The sequence below is a fragment of the Enorma phocaeensis genome, from assembly GCF_900186505.1.
Taxonomy (GTDB): Bacteria; Actinomycetota; Coriobacteriia; order Coriobacteriales; family Coriobacteriaceae; genus Enorma; species Enorma phocaeensis.
The window spans coordinates 174,465-193,442 of record NZ_LT891968.1 but is presented as its reverse complement, the minus strand read 5'-3'; the positions used below and the strand labels follow the sequence as shown (position 1 = coordinate 193,442).

14 protein-coding genes are annotated in these 18,978 nt (G+C 64.5%); 7 read left to right on the top strand and 7 right to left on the bottom strand.

All coding sequences use genetic code 11. The features are described from left to right. Positions 1-62 precede the first annotated feature (62 nt). Positions 63-776, bottom strand: a complete 714-nt coding sequence (locus tag C1717_RS01280) for a DUF554 domain-containing protein (RefSeq protein WP_180965789.1) — start codon at positions 774-776, stop codon at positions 63-65. A gap of 189 nt (positions 777-965) precedes the next feature. After that, positions 966-1,307, bottom strand: a complete 342-nt coding sequence (locus tag C1717_RS01275) for a hypothetical protein (RefSeq protein WP_102371446.1) — start codon at positions 1,305-1,307, stop codon at positions 966-968. 379 nt (positions 1,308-1,686) lie between these two features. Here C1717_RS01275 and C1717_RS01270 point away from each other — a divergent pair, with 379 nt between their 5' ends. From C1717_RS01270 to C1717_RS01260, 3 genes are read left to right on the top strand one after another with little or no spacing between them, the layout of a single operon-like run. Further along, entirely contained in the window at positions 1,687-3,393 is a 1,707-nt protein-coding gene (locus C1717_RS01270) for an FAD-binding oxidoreductase (RefSeq protein WP_102371445.1), read from the top strand. Next, complete coding sequence (locus C1717_RS01265) at positions 3,390-4,199, top strand: electron transfer flavoprotein subunit beta/FixA family protein (protein ID WP_102371444.1); 810 nt, start codon at positions 3,390-3,392, stop codon at positions 4,197-4,199. Before C1717_RS01270 ends, C1717_RS01265 begins: the two co-directional genes overlap by 4 nt. Continuing rightward, positions 4,196-5,599, top strand: a complete 1,404-nt coding sequence (locus C1717_RS01260; RefSeq protein WP_102371443.1) for an electron transfer flavoprotein subunit alpha — start codon at positions 4,196-4,198, stop codon at positions 5,597-5,599. The genes C1717_RS01265 and C1717_RS01260 overlap by 4 nt, the downstream gene beginning before the upstream one ends. Before the next feature lie 159 nt (positions 5,600-5,758). On the opposite strand, the gene C1717_RS01255 is transcribed toward C1717_RS01260, so the two are convergent. The 3 genes from C1717_RS01255 to C1717_RS01245 form a co-directional block, all read right to left on the bottom strand. Next, a complete protein-coding gene (locus C1717_RS01255; RefSeq protein ID WP_180965788.1) occupies positions 5,759-6,088 on the bottom strand; it encodes a branched-chain amino acid transporter permease in 330 nt (109 codons plus the stop codon). Then, the gene (locus tag C1717_RS01250) at positions 6,085-6,897 is read right to left on the bottom strand and encodes an AzlC family ABC transporter permease (protein WP_102371442.1); all 813 of its coding nucleotides are present in this window, start codon (positions 6,895-6,897) and stop codon (positions 6,085-6,087) included. Before C1717_RS01250 ends, C1717_RS01255 begins: the two co-directional genes overlap by 4 nt. Positions 6,898-7,029: 132 nt before the next feature. Further along, a complete protein-coding gene (locus tag C1717_RS01245) occupies positions 7,030-7,782 on the bottom strand; it encodes a cyclase family protein (RefSeq protein WP_102371441.1) in 753 nt (250 codons plus the stop codon). Between the two features lie 298 nt (positions 7,783-8,080). Between C1717_RS01245 and C1717_RS01240 the strand changes: the two genes are divergently transcribed. Together C1717_RS01240 and C1717_RS01235 are read left to right on the top strand one after the other, a co-directional pair. Then, positions 8,081-8,485, top strand: coding sequence for a carbohydrate kinase family protein (locus C1717_RS01240; protein WP_102371440.1), 405 nt, complete (start codon positions 8,081-8,083; stop codon positions 8,483-8,485). A 425-nt stretch (positions 8,486-8,910) separates the two neighbouring features. Beyond that, positions 8,911-10,515, top strand: a complete 1,605-nt coding sequence (locus C1717_RS01235) for a 4Fe-4S dicluster domain-containing protein (RefSeq protein ID WP_102371439.1) — start codon at positions 8,911-8,913, stop codon at positions 10,513-10,515. A 128-nt stretch (positions 10,516-10,643) separates the two neighbouring features. Here C1717_RS01235 and C1717_RS10775 read toward each other — a convergent pair whose 3' ends face one another. Both C1717_RS10775 and C1717_RS01225 read right to left on the bottom strand, forming a co-directional pair. Then, positions 10,644-11,624, bottom strand: a complete 981-nt coding sequence (locus tag C1717_RS10775) for an HD domain-containing protein (protein WP_245859341.1) — start codon at positions 11,622-11,624, stop codon at positions 10,644-10,646. 276 nt (positions 11,625-11,900) lie between these two features. Next, positions 11,901-15,656, bottom strand: coding sequence for a phosphoribosylformylglycinamidine synthase (locus C1717_RS01225; RefSeq protein WP_102371438.1), 3,756 nt, complete (start codon positions 15,654-15,656; stop codon positions 11,901-11,903). Between the two features lie 1,058 nt (positions 15,657-16,714). On the opposite strand from C1717_RS01225, the gene ispF reads away from it, so the two are divergent. Together ispF and cysS are read left to right on the top strand one after the other, a co-directional pair. Further along, on the top strand, positions 16,715-17,191 hold the full coding sequence (ispF, locus tag C1717_RS01215) for a 2-C-methyl-D-erythritol 2,4-cyclodiphosphate synthase (RefSeq protein ID WP_102371436.1): 477 nt from the start codon (positions 16,715-16,717) through the stop codon (positions 17,189-17,191). Positions 17,192-17,464: 273 nt separating this feature from the next. Further along, entirely contained in the window at positions 17,465-18,931 is a 1,467-nt protein-coding gene (gene cysS / locus C1717_RS01210; protein ID WP_102371435.1) for a cysteine--tRNA ligase, read from the top strand. Positions 18,932-18,978 lie beyond the last annotated feature (47 nt).

Here is an 18,978-nt window from a genome sequence, read left to right as displayed (position 1 = left end):
CAGCGGGGCCCGTTCGCGATTGGGGCAGGACATGCGCACTCGATGCGGAGCGCCCTGACGGGTTACGCGAAGGCGAGTGCGACCGCGACGATCACGGCGGGAAGCATGTTTGCCGGCTTGAAGGTCTTCTCCCAAATGAGGTTCACGCCTACGCAGAAGATGAGAATGGAGCCCACGAGCGAGAGGTTGGCGAGCGCTGCCTCGGTCATGATGGGCTGGATAAGGCGGGCGAGCAGGGTGATGCTGCCTTGGAAGACGGCGACGGGCAGTGCGGAGAACAGCGCGCCGCGGCCGAGCGACGCCGCCATCGTGCACACGATGAGGGCGTCGAGCGCACCCTTGAGCGCGAGGGTCGACCAGTCGCCCAGGATGCCGTCCTGGATCGAGCCCACGATTGCCATCGCCCCGATGCACACCGTGAGCGAGGCGGTGACGAAGGCGTTGACGAAATCGCGGTCGCCTTCGCCGCCTACCTTGCGTTTGAGCCATTCGCCGAGGGTGACGAAATGGCGGTCGATATCGATGAGTTCGCCAAAGAGCGACCCGATGGCAAACGACGCGACCATCATCATGCTGCCGCCGCTCACCAGCTTGCCGTCTTGCATTGAGAGCATGCCGCTCATGGCGCCGGCGAGTCCGACAAAAAGCACGCTGACGCCAGCTGCTTTCATGAGGGTGTCTTGGACCTTGGGCGTGAAAAGCCTGCCGCCTGCGAGGCCTACGATGCCGCCCGCAACGATGAGTGCCACATTGATGATCGTCCCGAGTCCGACCACGATGCCTCCCGCACTGCGTGGCCCTGCCGCGTCGCGACCGGGCCGGGGTTTATGGTCAAGCCGAAGAGACCGTGTCGGCGCCGTCCCGACGATATGCATTCGCGTGGAGCAGGGCGGCGGAAATCCTTCGGCCTTACGCATCGTAGCAGATGGAGCTGATTGCGGTGCGGCGTTAGCCGCGGCCATCAACTAGGCTGCCGGCTTCGCGCCGTCATCGGAGGGTGCCGGATCCGTCGGAGTGAGCGAGATCCCCATGGCGCGAGCGTACTCTGCGAGATGGAGGTCCTTGTCCAGGCGGCGCATGAGGCGCTTGCGCGCGGCGATCGTCTCGGGCGTGTCGGGCGGTACCTCGATTCCTGCGGCGGCCCCAACGCGCTCGGCCACGCGGCGGAACGCGATGGGGTCGCACACTTCCGCGCAGGTCATGGTCACCACGGTGTACCCGGGAAACGCGTCGAGGTCGGCGGGGAGGCTCAAAGGGTCATCGACGATCTCGATTGCCACCTTCGCATCCGGTAGGTAAACGGCCATAGCTCCTCCAATCCCTGCGCCCGAAGGCGATTGCTGGTGGCTAGCAGCCTAGCAGGCGAATCTTACGGATCATGCACCGCTTCTTACCGGGTCCTTACCGCAGCAGCTTCAGGGTCGTGGAAAATCGAATGTGTGAAAGTCGTGGATGCGCGGTGCGCAAAACGGTTGCGTACCGGGGAGGGGCCTTTGTTTCCATATCGCAACCGGGGAGCGGGGCCATCCGCACCGCACGCGGCCGCAAGATACAATGGCTGCACGTCGAGCTGGCGATCGCTGCGGCTTGCGCCGCGGTCCATGATGATTCGCGGCGTGCAAGGACGGTGGCATTGCGCCGGGCAATCGCATCGCGTCGCCGCATCATGGAGGGGGAGGGGGCGACATGGGGGTTACGCAGGTTCAGATTGAAGCATGCGGTTCCGAGCATGAGGACTATCTGCACGATGAGTCGCGCAGCACGGGATTCGCGGAGTCCATCTCGTTCCCGCAAAGCGAGGACGAGGTCCGTGCGATCCTGCGCGAGCTGCATGAGCGTCGCATCCCCGTGACCGTCCAGGGCGCCCGAACGGGTCTTGCCGCAGGCGCGGTGCCCCACGGCGGCCACGTCCTCAACCTTTCTCGCATGAACCGCGTGCTCGGCCTCGCGCACGATGACGCGGGGACGTTCAGCGTGCGCGTGCAGCCCGGCGTCGTCCTCTCTGAGCTGCGCAAATACCTGAGCGCAAAACGCTTCCCCCTCAACGGGTGGGACGAGTCCTCGAAGGCCGCTGCGCAGGCGCTTGCCGAGGCTCCCGAGCAGATGTTCCCCACCGACCCCACCGAGTCCACCGCCTGCCTGGGCGGTATGGCGGCGTGCAACGCGTCCGGTGCGCGGAGCTACCGCTATGGTCCCATGCGTCCGCACGTCCAGGCCCTGCGCATGGTTCTGGCGGATGGCGATGTGCTCGCCCTTCGTCGCGGTGCTGTTAGCGCCTGTGGTCGCAAGCTCGCGCTCACGACCGAGGGCGGCCGTCGGATTGTGGCAGATCTGCCTACCTACACCATGCCGCACGCCAAGAACGCGTCGGGTTACTACATCGAAGACGACATGGACGCCATCGACCTGGTTATCGGCTCGGATGGCACGCTCGGCGTCATTACCGAGCTGGAGCTAGCGCTTATGCCCGCACCGGCGGTTATATGGGCTGCGAGCTGCTTTTTTACGGACGAGCAGGCCGCGCTTGACGCGACCGTCTCGGTGCGGGCGGGGCTTTCGCACGTGGCGGCGCTCGAGTATTTCGATCCGGCAGCCCTGGATATCCTGCGGCGCGCCAAGGCCTCCGGTACTGCGTTCGCCTCCTTGCCCGACCTCCCCGCCGAGCACGATGGAGCGCTCTGCTGCCTTTACGTCGAACTGCATTGCGCGGACGAAGACCAGGCCATGGCCGATCTGGGTCTGCTTGCCGAGATTCTCGGCAAAACCGGTGGCGACGCGCAGCGCGCCTGGGTCGCGCGTACCGCGGTCGACCGCGAGGCGCTCACGTTCTTCCGCCATGCCGTGCCCGAGAGCGTCAACATGCTCATCGACGAGCGGCGGCGCACCGATGCCTCCATCACCAAGCTGGGGAGCGACATGTCCGTTCCCAACGAGCGCCTGCACGACGTGGTCGCTCTCTACCGCGCGACGCTCGCCAAGGAGGGCCTCCAGGCTGCCGCGTGGGGGCATATCGGCGACAACCACCTCCATGTGAACGTGCTGCCGCGCTCGCACGACGAGTTCCTACGCGGCAAGCGGCTGTTCGAGCGCTGGGCACACGAGGTTACGGCCATGGGCGGCGCCGTCTCGGCCGAGCACGGCGTCGGCAAGCTCAAACGCGACTTCCTCGCGATCATGTACGGGGACGAGCACCTGCGCGAGATGGCGCGGGTGAAGGGCGCGTTCGACCCGTACGGCCAGCTGGGACGCGGGAATCTGTTCCCGGAGGAATTGCTTGCCGCTACAGAGGAGGCTTCGACGGGCGCGGGGCCCGACGCTGCGGCAGATTTCGCCGCTGGCACCTCGGGCGCTGCGGGATTTGAGCGGCCCGGTTGCGAGGGGGTGAGCGCATGATGCACATCGTGGTGTGCGTGAAGGCAGTACCGGGGAGCACCGAGGTGCGAATGGACCCCGTGACCCATACCATCATCCGCGACGGTGGCGCCGCGGTAGTGAACCCCTTCGACGCGACGGCGCTCGAGGTGGCGCTGCGCATCAAGGACGCGCGGGCGAACATGGGAAGGCCTACGCGGGTAAGCACGCTTTCCATGGGTATTCCTGCGACCGAGTCGCTGTTGCGCGACTGCATTGCGCGGGGCGCAGACGACGCCCTGCTGCTCTCTGATCGTGCCTTCGCTGGAGCGGATACGCTCGCCACGAGCTATGCGCTCTCGTGCGGGATGCACGCGCTTTGCGATGGCACCGCGCCCGACCTCGTGCTCTGCGGCAAGATGGCGGTTGACGGTGACACCGCCCAGATAGGTCCGGAGCTCGCGGGGCTTCTGGACATGGCGTGCGCGACCGACGTGCGCTCGGTCGAGGTGCCATCGCCCGGCGGCGTCGTCGTGCGGCGTGCGACCGACCAGGGCATCGAGCGCGTTGAGCTGCCGTTGCCGGCGGTTCTCACCATCGCAAAGGACGCCGTACAACCCCGCATGCCGAGCATCGCCGGCGTCTTCGCGGCGCGCGATGCCGAGGTCCGCGTGCTCGGAGCGCACGGCGTCGGGGCGGATTCTGCGCGAATCGGCCTAGCGGGATCTCCCACGCAGGTGGTGCGTTCCTTCGTGCCCGAACGCGAAGCCGCAGGCGAGGACGTCTTGGGTGACGTGGCGGCACAGGCCGCCCGCGTGCGCGAGCTGATGGGAGGTGCGTGCGCATGAGCGGCCTCGTGATCGATGCCGAGCGCTGCATAGGCTGCAAACGCTGCATACGTGCCTGCGCGTTTGGTGGAATCGAGGTGCGCGACCGGCTTGCGCATCCAACCGAAGCTTGCACGCTCTGCGGATCTTGCGTGGATGCCTGCCCGGTAGGGGCGCTCGCCATCGAAAGGCCGGAAGTGACCGGGAACGGCGCACGAGAGGATGCGCTTGGAGCGGAAGGGCTCTCCGCCTATCGCGATATCTGGGTCGTAGCGCAGCGCGATGCCTTCGGCCGCGTGCTGCCAGTTACGCTCGAGCTCGTCGCGAAGGCCCGCGAGCTTGCCTGCGAGCGCGGTTGCGATGTCGTTGCCGTGCTTGCCGAGGGGGCTTCCGAACCCGTTGCGACGCCCGGCCTCTCCTCCGCGCTGCAGCCCGCTCCCACCCCTGCCGACACACTCCTTGCAGCCGGGGCGGACGCGGTGCTCAGATGCCGCGACGAGCGTCTTGCCGCCCAAGACCCCGAGGTCATGGCTGCATGGCTCGCGGCCCTCGCGCGCGAGCGCTTGCCAGAGGTGGTGCTCATGGGCGCGACGGCGCTTGGACGCGAGGTCGCTCCCCGCGTGGCGGTGCGGCTTCAGACGGGTCTCACGGCAGACTGTACCGAGCTTGCCCTCGACCCGGCGACCGGCCTTCTCCAACAGACGCGTCCTGCTTTTGGCGGCAATCTCATGGCAACGATCGAGTGCCCCGCGCATCGCCCTCAGATGGCAACGGTGCGCCCGGGGGTGTTCGCCGGGCTTGCCCAGCAGGGCGCTTCGAGCGCAGGCAGCGCTTCGGCAGCTGGTTGCAACGCGCGCGAAGGCATGATCGAGGACGTCATGCTCGCTTTCGACATCGTGCCTCGCGTGCGGGTTATCGAGCGCGAGAAAGCCGCTGCTGGATCTTCGATCACACAGGCCAAGCGCCTTGTTGTGGTTGGTCGCGGCATCGGTGGCAAAAAGAACCTCGCGCTTGCTGAGCGCTTGGCCGAGCTCCTTGGGGCCGAACTTGGCTGCACGCGCCCGCTTGTGGAGGCCGGTTGGCTCGACTATGCGCATCAGGTGGGGCAGACGGGTGCCTCGGTGGCGCCCGAGTTCCTGCTCAGCCTTGGCGTTTCCGGCGCAATCCAGCATGTCGCGGGGATCGGCGGTGCTCAAACTATCATAGCCGTGAACGACGATCCGGCTGCCCCGATCTTCGGTGTGGCGCAGTACCGCGTGGTTGCCGACTGCGTTGCGTTCGCGTGCGAGCTGGTTCGCCAGCTTGGGCGTAAGGGGTGGGGTCGCCCTCGTTCGGGGGGGCGGGTACAAGCCCAAGATCGACAAGCAGGGCTAGCTCCAGCAGGGCGGGCGTCGCTTACCTTGGCCGCGGGGCGTTTATAAACGGGGCAACGCAGGTTTTGCACTCACTTTCGACATTTTTATTTCTGGAATCCTGCGGAAATGCTAAAGGTACGTGCGAAAGTGAGTGCAAGCGGAGAAACGGCTCTGTATACCGGTTGGTTCGCTGACCGCAGGTTCCGCTGGCAGCAGGCGCCTGCCTTAGATGAAGATGAAATTCACCAAGACCATGTAGATGCCCGTACCTGCGAAGATCGAGAGCAGCATGTTGCGGCGCCATAGGTAGAGCGCGCCGGTCACGATGATGCTCACGAGCTCAGGCACCGCGTGCGACCCGCTGAAGAGGCTCACATCCCTTAGGCAATAGATCACAAGCAGTCCAAAGGCCGCGCCGGGCAGCGCTCGTCCAAGGTAGCGTATGTAGCGCGGAGCCTCGCGACCGGCGGGAAAGGCGAAAAACGGCAGCGCGCGGGTGAGCACGGTCGCAGCGGCGGCGACGGCTATGGTTACGATCATCTGGAGCGTCGTCATTGAGCATCGCCCCCCGCATGCGCTTCGGTATCGTTTCCGTAGTTGGCGGGGTTCGCGGTGCCAGCACATGCATCTTCGTGCTCGCCTCCGGCATCATCGGCAGCGTCGAGCACGGGTTCGAGCCGACTGCGCACGAGGGTGACCGCTGCGAGGATGAGCAGCATTGCAGGGATCATGAACATGTCGGGTCCAAACAGCAGAAGCGCTGCGAATGCCGCAACGATGCCGATGATCTCGCTCGCTGGAACGGGTTCCTTGAGCCATTGATCAAGGAGGATAACGGTGAAGAGCGCTGTCATGGCGAAGGATACCCCCTCTACCTGGAGCGCGAGCGCGCTGCCGAAGAGGCTTCCCAGGGTGCACCCGACTACCCAGTACAACTGGTTGAGCAAGCTCACGAAGGTCATGAACCAGCCCTCATCCACGCCGGAGGGGGCCTGTGCGGAGAAATTGATCGAGAACGACTCGTCGCACATGGCAAAGATGAGGTACGGGCGCTTTCGCCCTTGGTCTCGGAAGCGCTCAAGCATGGAGAGGCCGTAGAAGAGGTGCCGGGCGTTGATGATGAAGACCGTGAGGAACACCTGCACGGGGTTGAAGGGGGCCGTAAGCATGGATGCGACGACGAACTCCGCCGAGCCGGCGAAGATCAGGCACGCCATAAGCGGGGGTATCCACCAAGGGAGGCCAAGTGTGGTGGCGTAGATTCCACAGGTGATGCCCAAGAACAGGAACCCTGCGAGAATGGGTATGGTGAGGGGGAACGCTGCTTTGAGGGCGGTGAGGCGCGTACCAGCCGACGTGCTGATCGAGGCGTGGACGCCGGCGGTGGGCGCCGCGGAGCTACCGGGGGCTGGCTGCGCGGGCGCACCCGCCGGCGCGTGTTCGGCGGTGCTATCTGGGGCTTGTGCGGACGACTGGTCGGTCAGGACGATGCACCCCTATTCGAACACGGCGACGACGCGCGCGGGAAGACCCGTTGCGCCTTCGATGCGAGGCCAGCTCACGAAGATGATGGCACCGGTTGCCGGCACCTTGTCGAGGTTGGCCATGACTTCTACCTGCAGGTGGCCGTGGTCCAAGATCCAGCGTTCGCATGCGAGGTCATCGGCTTCGGCGGCAAGGAAGGACGCGTCGGTGTCGAAGGTCTCGTGGCCGTTCATCTTGATGCCGCGCTGCTCGTAAAGGAATTGAACGGCTTCCATCGACCAGCCGGGGCAGTGCTCCCCGCCTTCTTCATCGAAGTTGTTGAGGGCGTCGTTATCGGGCCAGCGGTGCGACCAGTCGGTACGCAGCGCCACGAAAGCTCCCTCGGGAATGCGACCGTTTTCGGCCTCCCAAGCCTCGATATCGGCCACTGTGATGGCGGTGTCGGGGCCCTCTGCGGCGATTTTGGGCGTGAGGTCGATCACGCAGAGCGGCATGGCCATGTAATCGGTGCCATACGCTTCGGCGCCGACCTTGCCCGGCGTGAAGTGGTTGGGGAAGTCGACGTGCGTGCCGAACTGCCCGGGGAACTTATAGGTGTGGATGCGGCAGGAGAGCATCTCCTCGTCGTAGTCGAACACGGTGCGGCATAGGTCGACCGAGCCGGCGGGAATGCCTGCCCAGTAAGGGCTCTCGTTGGTGAGGGGATGGGAGAGTTCGACCCACGTGCAGTTCTTCAGGTGCTCGAGTTCGTTCCACAGGCTCATGGTGACCTCCTTGTCCGTGCTGGTGCGGGGACTATTCCGATGGCTCTCGCAGACGCCGCCCGCATATTCGTTTCATCATACCAAGAGGGCGCGTGCTGCTGGGGCGGCTGCGCCTGCCGTTTGCCTCCGGAAACACACTGCTGGATGATAATAAGCGATATCGGTCGTATTCCAATCGGTCGTATTCTACATCTGACCGATGGCGAACGATTCTGGATGATTGTGGCGGAATCGCCGAGAGTTGACAGTGCCGTGCTCTCTTTCCATCGTGCTCAGCAACCTGGGGAATTAGACCTGAGTGCTCGGATTTCTGGCCGGCTTTACCGGTGACGATATCGCGCGGCGCCTGCAGGCCGTGGGCGTTACCGTCGATTTCATCCATGTTGCCGGGGGCATGAGTTGCATCAACTTCAAGATTAACGCAGACGGGGTGGAGACCGAGGTCGACGGCATGGGCCCTGCGATCACTGCTACGGATGTCGAGGCGCTCTACCAGCGGCTCGATGCTCTCAAGGCGGGGACACCCTTATCATTTCCGATAGCGTGCCGAGTGAGCTTCCCGGTGATGTCTATGAGTGCAGCGGTTGGCTTCATGGCAGGGTTTATGGAGAGCGACGGCTGCTACGAGCAGGCTTTCGCATGGGCGTCTGCTCGGGGTCTGCGAGCGCGTTCTCCATGGAGCTCGCTACGCGGCCTGCAGTAGAGGGGCTTTTGGAGCATATGCCGTAACAAAAATTCCAGTTGTGAGTGGTTTTTCCCGGATCGTCCGAGTAGCCGGAATATCTCGAAGCCATGACCTGCGTCTTTATAAATGAAAATGTCGATCTACTTCCACGATTCCAATATAGTCACTCACTTCCGGAAAAAGGTATCTGCCACGAGTTTGGCAATGCCGTCTTCCCGGGGTTCCAGCCGATGATTCTCGAACGCGGCACCCATCAATTGCGCAGACCCAGCCTGCCATTGGTACGGAGAACAGCAGCAGAACAGCCCATGAGCGAAATTCCGGTCGTTGTATCGTCCGCTGAGCGCCAAACGCCCTTTATACTTTAAGTGCAAATTCGAGGTGGGTCCGGGCATGCAGCGCGCCGGCTGTATGCCCGGACCGTCCCAGCGAGGGGAGAAAACATGGCAGAGGCTATGCGCGGGGTCTACACCAACCTCGCAAAGATTCGCCGTACCGTATTTCGCGAGGTCGCTCGCATTGCCTACGAGGATGACGATGGCATTCTCGACGAGCTCGACGACCTGCCGTATGAGATCATCTCTGGCGACGTCGCGACGTATCGCGAGAGCGTGTTCCTCGAGCGCGCCGTGGTTGGTGAACGCATTCGCCTCGCCATGGGCCTACCCTTGCAGGGCGGTGATCGCCCGCCGATGATCTCGGAGGGTGCCGAGGAGGCAGCTAAGCCCGAGACCTACTACGAGCCGCCGCTCATCAACATCATCAACTTCGCCTGCAACGCCTGCGCCGAGGAGTCCTACGTGGTGTCGAACCTCTGCCAGGGGTGCCTTGCGCATCCCTGCCGCGAGGTCTGCCCTAAGGGTGCCATCACGTTCAAGGATAAGAAGGCGTACATCGACCAAGAGAAGTGCATCAAGTGCGGCCGCTGCTTGCAGGTGTGCCCGTACACGGCGATCATCCACCGCGAGCGCCCGTGCGCGGCCGCATGCGGCATGAATGCGATTGGCTCCGACGAGCAGGGCCGCGCCGTCATTGATTACGACAAGTGCGTGTCCTGCGGTCAGTGCCTCGTGAACTGCCCGTTTGGCGCTATCGCCGACAAGAGCCAGATCTTCCAGATCATCCAGGCGATCCGTGCCGGTGAAGAGGTCATCGCCGCGGTGGCGCCTTCGTTCGTGGGTCAGTTTGGCGGCCGCGGCAACGTTGACAAGCTGCGCGAGGCCTTCAAGACGCTCGGGTTCGCGGGCATGGAGGAGGTCGCCATCGGCGCCGACCTTTGCACGGTGCAAGAAGCTGGCTACTTCCTAGACGAGGTGCCCGAGAAGATCCCGTTCATGGGCACGAGCTGCTGCCCGGCGTGGTCGGTCATGGCTAAGAAGGAATTCCCCGAGCATGCGGACTGCATCTCGATGGCGCTCACGCCCATGGTGCTCACGGCGCGCCTGATTCGCGAACAGCATCCCAACGCCAAGATCGTCTTTGTGGGGCCGTGCGCGGCAAAGAAACTCGAGGCCATGCGGCGCAGTGTTAAGAGCGAGGTCGACTTCGTGCTCACCTTCGAGGAGATGGCGGGCATGATGGAGGCTAAGGATATCGAATACACCAAGCTCGCGGGCGACGGTGCATCTGATTTCGATGTGGCGAGCGCTTCCGGTCGCGGTTTCGCCGTAGCGGGCGGCGTGGCCCAAGCCGTGGTCGACGCCATCCACAAGGACCACCCCGATCTCGAGGTCAAGGTGGAGTCCGCCCAGGGCCTCGAGAACTGCCGCAAGATGATGAAGGACGCCGTGAAGGGCAAGTACAACGGCTACCTGCTCGAGGGCATGGCGTGCCCGGGCGGGTGCGTCGCCGGGCCCGGGACCATCCAGGCGGTTAATAAATCCGCGGCGCAGGTGCGCGCCTACGCGAAGAAGTCGCCTCACAAGCTCGCGACGGAGAACATGTACAACGAGTACCTGAGCGCGCTTGAGCGTGCGAACGACGGCGTCCGCGAGGAGGATGCGGTTGCCGAGACGTTCGAGGCGCAGCGGGTGGACGCCTCCGAGTAAGAGCTTGCTGCTTGCGGCGCGTTGGCGGTTCCACGGCAGTTCGGCCGTCTTGCGTCCGTTTGGTACACGAAGTCGCTCCGGCGGCTCAAGTCGCTCCGGTGGCCGCGATGGGTTTGTCGACCCTGCGGCTACCGGTCCTGCTCTTCCACCCAGGCGCGGAGATGGCCGTCCATGCGGCTCATTAGCATGCGGGTCGCGGGATCGGTGAACGTGTTCCCGATCCCGAAGGGCTGCTCAAAGGGCAGGAACATGAAGCCTTGCTCCTCCGCGATCCCTAGGCTTGCAGGATAGACCAGCTCGTAGCTGAAGCAGGCGAGCGAGACGAGAAAATCCGCCGGGGTGGCGCGCTCGTCGCGCCGCACGGTGCGATGCTCGAAGAACGCGTCCTCCACAGCTGGCGAGACGGTGCTTGCAAGGAGCTCATCCTCGGAAACGCCGAGTACCGTCTCCACCGAGTCGCTGCAGGTCACGCGCAGGATGTCGATCTTGTCGGCGTCGCGCACCACGTCGCAGATCGCGCGGGTGCGCACGTCGAGGTTGTTGGGCAAACGGAAATCGCTGTGGTAGGCGACCGCCGCGTAGACGATGGACTCGAGTTCGTCGTTCGGATCGATGAAGCGATGGATGATGCCGGCGCTGGAGCAGTCGCTGATGCCTGTGCTGGCATCGTCGTTGGCGCTGGCGCCTGCATCGTCACGGTCATCGGCATCCGCTCCGTCGCTCGTGTGCGCGCCGGCGTTGCTCGCGCCCGCACCGGCGTTGCCCGTGCCCGCACCGGGGTCGCCCGCACCCGCGTTGCCGCGCGTGCCGAACAGCACCTCAACGCCAAGTGCGGCATGGCTGGTAGAGGCCGCATCGCTGAACGTGTCCCACCGGCGCAGCTGCTCGAAGCGTCCAATATCATGGAGAAGCCCGCACAGCCAGGCAAGGTCTATCCCAGCGGGCGTGAAGCCCGCTTCGCGCGCGATGCGCTCGCTAAGCTCAGCCACGCGCAGGGTGTGCTCGACCTTGAGTGCGATGCGCGGGTTCGCCGTGTCGTAAGGCGCCACGTAGGCGTCGAAGGCCGCTCGTGCCCGCAAATGGTCGATAGAAGAGGCGGCGCTTGCCACTTGGGTTCCTCCTTATGACTCGGTACTGCTCCCTGGCAGTGAGTTAGACGGCTGATACTAGGTCGCGCCGGCTGGTCTGAGCGATGCCAACCGTGCAAGGTCCAGCCGGCCCTGCAAGGTTCTGCTGCCGGCCCCATAGGTCCGCCCCTTCTAGAGCGGGCACCCACGAGAGGCAGGGCGCGTAAGGAGAAGGCCCCTCGCGCGGTTCCGCAGCAGCATGGTGACGAGAACTGGCGCGAGGGGCCTTCCGCTAGAAGAGCCTGCTGATACCGGGCCTTACGCGAAGTATGCGACGCCCCCCTCGAAGATGGGCATGTACTTGTTGCCGGGGACGTTTTGATAGAGGCCCTCGCCGCTGCGCTCCACGTGGCCCATCTTGCCGAAGACGCGACCATCCGGGCTGGTGATGCCCTCAATGGCGCAAACGCTGCCGTTGGGGTTCACTGAGAGGTCCATGCTGGGCATGCCGGCGGCGTCCACGTACTGCGTGGCGATCTGGCCTCCGTCGCGCAGCTGGCCGAGCACCTCGTCCGACGCCACGAAGCGGCCCTCGCCGTGGGAGATGGCCACGGTGTAGACGTCTCCCGGCTTGCAGGCGGAGAGCCAGGGCGAAAGGTCGCTCGCCACACGCGTCTCCACCAGGCGGCTCTGATGGCGGCCGATGGTGTTGAACGTGAGCGTGGGGGCATCGGCGGTGGCGGGCACGATGTCTCCATAGGGCACGAGGCCTAGCTTCACGAGCGCCTGGAAGCCGTTGCAGATGCCGAGCATCAGGCCATCGCGCGCCTGCAGCAGGTCGCGTACGGCTTCGGTGACCTCGGGCGCGCGGAAGAACGCGGTGATGAACTTGGCAGAGCCGTCTGGCTCGTCTCCGCCGGAAAAGCCGCCGGGGATCATGACGATCTGGCTCTCGCGAATGCGGCGCGCGAGCTCGCGGGTGCTCTCGGCCACCGCCTCGGGCGTGAGGTTGTTGATGACGAAGGTCTCTGCCAAGGCGCCGGCGCGCTCGAAGGCGCGGGCGCTGTCGTACTCGCAGTTGTTGCCGGGGAACACGGGGATGATCACGCGCGGGCGGGCGAACTTCTCGCCACCGTAGACCGCGCGGACGCGGCCGGTGTCGGCGCACCGATAGGTGACGGGCTCCACCGCGGGAAGGCTGGCGGCTTCGCCGGCAGGCGTGCGATAGGGGAAGACCCCCTCGATGCTGGACTCCCAGGCCTCTTGCAGCTCGGCGAGGTCGATCTGCTCGTCGGCGGTCTCGAGCACATAGCCCTCGACCGTGGTGCCGATCGCCTCGATAACGAGCGTGTCCGGAGCGCTTTCGAGCACCGCGTCGGCGTCTTCGGTAAGCTCGACCACAAAGCTGCCGTACATCGGCTCGAAGAGCGTATCGGTATCCACGTCGTCGGCGAGCTCGAGGCCAATTCCGTTACCAACGCTCATCTTGAAGAGCGCCTCAGCGCATCCGCCGTACCCGGGGGTGGAGACGGCTGCCGCCGCGCCCGCGGCGACGAGCTGCTCTACCAAGGAGAACGCCTCGAGCAATTGGACAGCGTTCGGCCGCCAGTCCTCGGCGTACGCTGCCGGCGCGATGCGCACCACACGGTGCCCTGCGTCCTTGAACTCAGGCGAGACCACGCGATCGAGCTTGCCCGTGGCAACAGCGAACGAGACGAGCGTGGGCGGCACGTCCAAATCCTCGAAGGAGCCGGACATGGAGTCTTTGCCGCCGATGGCGCCGATGCCGAGGTCGACCTGCGCCATCAACGCGCCGAGCACGGCCGCCGCCGGCTTGCCCCAGCGCTCGGGCACGTCGCGCAGGCGCTCGAAGTACTCCTGGAACGAGAGGTAGGCGCGCTCATGCGCAAAGCCCGTGGCAACCAGGCGGCTCACGCTCTCCACCACGGAGAGGTAGGCGCCGGCGAACTGGTCGGCGCTCATGAGGTAGGGGTTGAAGCCCCAGGCCATGCCGGAGACCGTGGTGGTCTCGCCGTCCACCGGGAACTTCGCGACCATTGCCTGCGCAGGCGTGAGCTGGGTTTTGCCGCCGAAGGGCATGAGCACCGTGGCGGCTCCGATGGTGGAGTCGAAGCGCTCGGCGAGGCCCTTGTTGGAGCAGACGTTGAGGTCGCGCACCAGAGCTTCCATGCGCTCGGCGAGCGTGGCACCCTCCCATGCCGGTTGCCATACGGAGCGCGGCCCGATGTGCACGACCTGGTGCTTTGGAGCGCCGTTGCTGGCGAGGAACTCGCGCGAAAGGTCCACGATCACGTCGCCGTTCCAAGCCATGCGTACGCGCTTCTCGTACGTGACCTCGGCGATGACGGTTGCCTCGAGGTTTTCCTCCTCGGCGTATGCCATGAACTCGTCGACGTCGTCTTCTGCCACGGCAACCGCCATGCGCTCCTGTGATTCGCTGATGGCGAGCTCGGTGCCGTCGAGGCCCTCGTACTTTTTGGTGACCTGGTCAAGGTCGATGTAGAGGCCGTCGGCGAGCTCGCCCACGGCAACGCTCACGCCGCCCGCGCCGAAGTCGTTGCAGCGCTTGATGAGGCGGCAGGCATCCTCGCGGCGGAAGAGGCGCTGGAGCTTGCGCTCCATGGGGGCGTTGCCCTTCTGGACCTCGGCCCCGTCCTTCTCGATGGACTCGACGTTGTGCGCCTTGGAGCTGCCCGTGGCGCCGCCGATGCCGTCGCGGCCGGTGCGGCCGCCGAGCAGGATGATCTTGTCGCCGGGTGCGGGCTCCTCGCGGCGCACGTGGCTCGCGGGGGTGGCGCCCACCACGGCGCCGACCTCCATGCGCTTGGCGACGTAGCCGGGGTGGTAGAGCTCGGAGACCTGGCCCGTGGCGAGGCCGATCTGGTTGCCGTAGCTCGAGTAGCCCGCCGCCGCGGTGGTCACGAGCTTGCGCTGCGGCAGCTTGCCGGCGAGCGTCTCGGCGACCGGCACCGTGGGGTCGGCCGCGCCGGTCACGCGCATGGCCTGATAGACGTAGCTGCGGCCGGAGAGCGGGTCGCGGATGGCGCCGCCGATGCAGGTGGCCGCGCCGCCGAAGGGCTCGATCTCAGTGGGGTGGTTGTGGGTCTCGTTCTTGAAGAGGAAGAGCCAGTCCTCATCCTTGCCGTCGACGTCGACCGTGACCTTCACCGTGCAGGCGTTGATTTCCTCAGACTCGTCGAGGCCGGTGAGCTGGCCCGTGCTCTTGAGGTACTTGGCGCCGATGGTGCCCATGTCCATGAGGCAGACAGGCTTCTCGTCACGGCCAAGCTCGTGGCGCATGGCGAGGTAGCGGTCGAAGGCTTTCTGCACCACGGCGTCGTCGATGGAGACCTCATCGAGCACGGTGCCGAACGTGGTGTGACGGCAGTGGTCGGACCAGTAGGTGTCGATGACGCGGATCTCGGTGATGGAGGGGTCGCGGTCTTCCTCGGTGAAGTATTCCTGGCAGAAGCGGATGTCCGCGAGGTCCATGGCCAGGCCGCGCTCGGCGATGAACGCGGAGAGGCCGGCCTCGTCGAGCTCGCGGAAGCCTGCGAGAATCTCGACGGGTTCGGGGTCGGGGATCTCGGTTGCGAGGGCCGCGGGCTTCTCCAGCGAAGCGAGGCGCGCCTCGACGGGGTTCACCACATAATGCTTGATGGCATCGATGGAAGCGTTGTCCAGCGCGCCTGCGATGAGGTAGACCTTAGCGGAGCGCACGGTGGGACGCTCGCCCTGGGAGATGAGCTGGATGCACTCGCTTGCGGAGTCGGCTCGCTGGTCGAACTGGCCGGGCAGGAACTCGACGGCGAACATCGAAGCTCCCTCGACGTGCGGGAGCTCCTCGTAGGTGACATCGACTTGCGGCTCGCTGAAGACCGTTGGCACGCAGGAGAGGAAGAGCTCTTCGTCGATCCCCTCGACATCGTAGCGGTTGATGAGGCGGAGACTTTCGATGCCCTCGATACCAAGAATGCTCGTGAGCTCGCTCTTGAGCTGCTGGGCCTCAACGTCGAAGCCCGGTTTCTTCTCCACGTAGATGCGCGAGACCATGGATCCTGCCCTTCCCTAGGGTGGTTGCATACCGTCTCCATGATACGACAGGGCGCGTGCGCGCAGGCCCCGCCCCGCGAGGTTCACGAGGTTTCTGCGGCAGCCGGGCGCTCTCGTCGTGGTTTGAGCCCTCCGCGAGGGGAAAACCACGCATATTCTGGCAGGACTGCCGGCTGCAAAGCATTCGTGCGTCTTGGCGGTGGTTTTATCTAGTGACGGCGAGTAAAGGGCTTGCCCGCAACACTCCTACCTGTTGATTCTTTGTCTTCTAGGAGGGATCTACTCTGGAAATCCGATTGTGACCACCGCCAAGACGCGCGAACTTGGAATAACGGTTCTTCTGGCGGTGATAGGGGTCGAAAAGGCAAGCAAAAGGCGCGTAATGCAGCCGACTTCCATCGGACCGGCGTGCGCTAATGGCTAATCGGTCCATTAGGTACGTCGAAGTCGCTGCTTCCTCGCCGTGCTGAAAGACGCTTCCCACTGGAGATGGGTCCAGATTGAGTGCAGGCCTCCGCTGCGCGGAGTTCGTTGCGATGAATTAGTAAATATAAAACGATGCCAGCTGCTGCGAAGATAAGGGCGAAGAACGGAAGCGAGACGAATAATACGAGGAAGATGATATAAAACGGGATCGTAAGTATGATGTACCAACCCGTTCCCGGCCCATCTGCGGCGTACTGCCCGTTCATGTGGCAGAGGATAATCCAGCATGCTAAGGAGACGGTCAAGCAAAAGGCGGAGACGGCATACAAGATGACCGCCGCCGTCCGCTTGCCGTTTTGGCCGCGGGACGGGTGCGCGACAGGCGACATGGTAGCTGGCTGCGGTGCCATTGGATTCTGCGGTGGATGCATACGGGCTCCATTCCCAAGGGTCTGCTCTATTTTAGAGCTCTTCGAGATCTCCATTCGATTCAACTCGAGCGGGATGCGCTCCTTGTAGGGGAATACATTGAGATGATTCGCTTGGAGTTGCCGGTTTTACATGGATGGCGTTCGCATTCTAGTGTCGGCTCACGTTATGATGTGAGGCGAAAGCAGAGAGAAAGGGCTCATATGCTGCGCATCGGTCACGGTTACGATGTCCACCGCCTCGTCGAGGGGCGCCGCTGCATCATCGGCGGCGTTGACATTCCGCACAACAAAGGTCTGCTCGGGCATTCGGACGCTGACGTGCTCGCGCACGCGCTGGCCGATGCTATCTTGGGCGCGATGCGCGGCGGCGACATAGGCAAGCTCTTTCCCGACACCGATCCCGCCTACGAGGGTGCCGACTCGCTCAAGCTCCTTGCCGAGGTCATGGCCTATGCGCGCCGCGAGGGTTACGAGTTCGTGGACGCGGATTGCACCCTCGCGTGCCAAGAGCCCAAAATCAGCCCTTATCGGGATCGGATGCGGGAGAACCTGAGCCGTGCGCTGGGAGTGCCTGTTGAGAGCGTGGGCGTCAAGGCCACCACGACCGAGAAGCTCGGCTGGGAGGGCAAAGGCGAGGGCATCGGCGCTTGGGCCGTGTGCCTGCTGGAGCAGCGCTAGTCCAGCAGCGCTGGCGCCTGTCGCGTGGGTTGGGGCTCTCGTTGGGGGCTCCTCCTTTTCGCGGCGGCGCTCGAAGCCGCACGTCTGAGAATCCCCGTTAATTCTGCGGCCTGGAAGCTAAGCTTGAACCCATCCGGTATGATGAGCGGCGCTGGGGTACCATGGACAGCGAATGCCAGACGCACCCCTTCGATTGCCATGCGGGCTGCCGTATGGATGCGGACGGGGCGGTTCGAGCCGAGCATACCGGGATGAGCCTATAAGGAGCTACTCGTGAAGATCTACAACAGCGCCACGCACAAAAAGGAAGAGTTCCAGCCCATCGAGGCAGGTAAGGTCCGCATGTACGTGTGCGGCCCCACGGTGTACGACAACATCCATATCGGTAACGCGCGCACGTTCATCAGCTTCGACGTGATCCGCCGCTGGCTCATCGCGAGCGGCTACGAGGTCACGTTCGCGCAGAACCTCACCGACGTGGACGACAAGATTATCAACCGCGCCAACGAGCAGGGGAGGACTGCGGCTGAGGTCGCCGAGGAGTTCTCGAAGAAGTTCATCGACGTGATGCGCCGCGCCAACGTGCTGGACCCCGACGTGCGTCCCCGCGCCACGAAGGAGATCGGGCCTATGATCGGCATGATCAAGAGCTTGATCGAGCAGGGGCACGCCTATGCCGCCGATAACGGAGACGTCTACTTTGCCGTGCGCAGCGACCCGTCGTACGGCGAGGTGTCCGGTCGCAACATCGATGACCTCATGGTGGGTGCGCGCATCGCGGCCGGTGAGCAGAAGCGCGACCCGCTGGACTTTGCGCTCTGGAAGGCCGCTAAACCCGGCGAGCCCAGCTGGCCGAGCCCATGGGGCGAGGGCCGCCCTGGCTGGCACACCGAGTGCGCCGCCATGGTCCACCGCTACCTGGGCACGCCGATCGACATCCATGGCGGCGGCTCCGACTTGGCCTTCCCGCACCACGAGAACGAGTGCGCGCAGGCCACGTGCGCTTGGCATGAGGGTTTCGCCAACACCTGGATGCACACGGGCATGCTGCTCGTTGACGGCGAGAAGATGAGCAAATCGCTCGGCAACTTCTTCACGTTGGAGGAGGTGCTCGAGAAGCACTCCGCGGCGGCGCTGCGTTTGCTCATGCTGCAGACCCACTATCGCTCGCCACTCGATTTCAGCTGGGAGCGCCTCGAGGGTGCGGAGAACTCGCTCGCCCGTATCGCCGGTACGGTGCGCAACCTCAAGTGGGCGGCGAATCACGCCGAGGGCGAGCCGGATGCCGAGCTTGCTGCCGGTCTTACGGCTGATATGGAGCGCGCGGCAGCCGAGTACGAGGCATGCATGGACGACGATTTCAACACCGCGGGCGCCGTCGCCGCATACTTCCAGCTCGTGACCGAGGCAAACACGTACCTTGATCGCGCGGCGGGCGCTGTCGATCCCGAGGCGGCGCGCGTGTGCGGTGCGGTCATCGCCGGCGCCATTACCCAGCTGGGCGTGGAGCTGCCGGTTATCGAGGAGCCGCTGCCTGTTGGGCTGCTCGGGGTCGCTGCAGGCCTGTGCGCTTACACGGGTGACGACGTCGACGAGGCTGCCGAGAAGATCCTTGCTGCTCGAGCCGAGGCGCGCGCTGCGAAGGACTGGACCCGTGCCGACGCCATTCGCGACCAACTGCGCGATATGGGCCTCGTGATCGAGGACACCGCTGCTGGCAGCCGCATCAAGCGGGCGTAGCAGCCGTGCCAGTCCGCCAATGAGCAATGCGGGCCGCTTCTCCGAAA